The following is a 1988-nucleotide window of genomic DNA, read 5'->3' on the forward strand; positions in this document are numbered from 1 at the left end:
TCCTCGTGTCGGCGGTTCGATTCCGTCCCGAGCCACCATGAGTATAACAACTGAATACGCCGGTGTAGCTCAATTGGTAGAGCAACTGACTTGTAATCAGTAGGTTGGGGGTTCAAGTCCTCTCGCCGGCACCATTTTCTTGGAGGATTAGCGAAGTGGCCAAACGCAGCAGACTGTAAATCTGTTCTCTTACGAGTTCGGTGGTTCGAATCCATCATCCTCCACCAGTTAAGGGGCATAGTTTAAAGGTAGAACAGCGGTCTCCAAAACCGTTAGTGTGGGTTCAATTCCTGCTGCCCCTGCCAATGTAACTTAATATTTCATATCATATGGCGGTCGTGGCGAAGGGGTTAACGCACCGGATTGTGGCTCCGGCATTCGTGGGTTCAAGTCCCATCGATCGCCCCATATTTTAAATTGGAATGCATTGGGGATTAGCCAAGCGGTAAGGCAACGGACTTTGACTCCGTCACGCATAGGTTCGAATCCTATATCCCCAGCCATTTCGCGGACGTGGCTCAGCGGTAGAGCATCGCCTTGCCAAGGCGAGGGTCGCGGGTTCGATTCCCGTCGTCCGCTCCATCTTAATACGGCGCCATAGCCAAGTGGTAAGGCACAGCTCTGCAAAAGCTCTATCCCCAGTTCGAATCTGGGTGGCGCCTCCATTGCTTTTAACAAGCATGCTTCTAATTTGTTCTGCGCCGGTGTGGCGGAACTGGCAGACGCGCGCGACTCAAAATCGTCTTCGCCAGTCAAAGATTTATCCGCTAAAGCCTTGGTATTACTGGTTTTCTTGATTCAAGCCTTCAAGTTCTCTCCTGTAGTTCTCTCCTTTTTCTGGAGGAGCGTTGGAGCTCCTTAATTTGCCGATGTGGTGGAATTGGCAGACACGCCGCACTCAAAATGCGGTGCCGTCAGGCTTGCCGGTTCGAGTCCGGCCATCGGTATTTCAGAAAGGCTCGTTAGCTCCGACTTGGAGTCTACCGGGTCTTTTTCCTGTTTCACATTCCTGTATAAATGCAGGCAACTGCTCGTAGCATGAGCCGAAGAAACCTTCGAGCTATAATCCAGATGGGCATAGATATTAGCTGTCGTGGAATAATCACTGTGACCCAGCCACTCCTGGACTTCTTTCATACCAACACCATTAGCCAGCAGTAGTGTTCGCAACTGGCTATTAGATTGGAAGGGCTATGTGTAGGCGTTCCGATCATTCTAGCCATGATATTCTCCGGGTCATTGAATTCCGGTGATCGTCTCCGATCCAATTATTCAAGAGAAACTCAAGACGAACGCAACCAAAGATTTGACTGGAGCGGAACGTTATTCAAGTTCGGAATTCCTAATTCATTTCTTTCCATATATTTGTTTTTCCATCATTATAATCCTTAACTGAAAAACAGTCCTTCTTAGCGCCGCAAGCCAATTGGCGATAAGAAGGGCTATTCTGCATACCTTTTCGTCAGGAGCTCGTTCAATCCTCCGGGTGCCGTCGGACTCTTGGGGGATCGCAACGAGTTCGCGCAACTTGATCCTGATCCGAAGGGATAGCAGCCAAAAGGGCAGCTAGAGTACACGCCGACTCCGTTGGGAGGGGAAGAGGGAACGAACTGTTGGGACGCTCTGCTATGTCCTCATTCAGTTGCGTCGATGCTTTCGACGATGCTCATCCGTTGCGGCTGCGAACAAGTCGTGGTACACGCCTTCCCAGAGAAACATCCGGCAGAGGCTGGACCGGTCCAGTCCGATGGCCCGCTGCATGCCGATCTCATGGATCCAGACGTGAATGTTGCTGTACTGGTGTTGATGATGTTGAGCGCACTGATCAGGCTGATGAACAGAATGAAGCCCCAAGCCACCGCTTTCGTCTGCGCGAAGCTCTCCTTGTCCTTGAGCTGTTTTTCGGATTCTCCGTAGGACAGCCAGCGCGAGCCCGGGTTCTCTCCGTCGCGTGAAGTTAGACTGAATAGTAGACACAGAATATACTG

The 1988-nt window shown here is 50.9% G+C and carries 2 protein-coding genes and 8 tRNA genes; 9 read left to right on the forward strand and 1 reads right to left on the reverse strand.

Annotated elements, in window-relative coordinates; translation table 11 throughout:
• Positions 1-58 precede the first annotated feature (58 nt).
• The 9 genes from L691_RS0106180 (at position 59) to L691_RS34195 (ending at position 1392) form a co-directional block, all read left to right on the forward strand.
• A tRNA-Thr gene (locus L691_RS0106180) sits at positions 59-134 on the forward strand.
• Between the two features lie 7 nt (positions 135-141).
• Positions 142-227 (forward strand) — tRNA-Tyr (locus L691_RS0106185).
• Between the two features lie 4 nt (positions 228-231).
• Positions 232-305 (forward strand) — tRNA-Trp (locus tag L691_RS0106190).
• 27 nt (positions 306-332) lie between these two features.
• Positions 333-408, forward strand: a tRNA-His gene (locus tag L691_RS0106195).
• A 20-nt stretch (positions 409-428) separates the two neighbouring features.
• Positions 429-503 (forward strand) — tRNA-Gln (locus L691_RS0106200).
• 4 nt (positions 504-507) lie between these two features.
• Positions 508-582, forward strand: a tRNA-Gly gene (locus L691_RS0106205).
• 9 nt (positions 583-591) lie between these two features.
• A tRNA-Cys gene (locus L691_RS0106210) sits at positions 592-665 on the forward strand.
• Positions 666-865: 200 nt separating this feature from the next.
• Positions 866-947 (forward strand) — tRNA-Leu (locus L691_RS0106215).
• Positions 948-1182: 235 nt separating this feature from the next.
• The gene (locus L691_RS34195; protein ID WP_198022986.1) at positions 1183-1392 is read left to right on the forward strand and encodes a DUF5316 family protein; all 210 of its coding nucleotides are present in this window, start codon (positions 1183-1185) and stop codon (positions 1390-1392) included.
• Positions 1393-1634: 242 nt separating this feature from the next.
• Here L691_RS34195 and L691_RS33400 read toward each other — a convergent pair.
• Positions 1635-1988, reverse strand: a 354-nt coding sequence (locus L691_RS33400; RefSeq protein WP_232229112.1) for a hypothetical protein, incomplete at its 5' end; no start/stop codon positions are given.

Source organism: Paenibacillus zanthoxyli JH29, assembly GCF_000520715.1.
GTDB classification, from domain to species: domain Bacteria; phylum Bacillota; class Bacilli; order Paenibacillales; family Paenibacillaceae; genus Paenibacillus_AQ; species Paenibacillus_AQ zanthoxyli.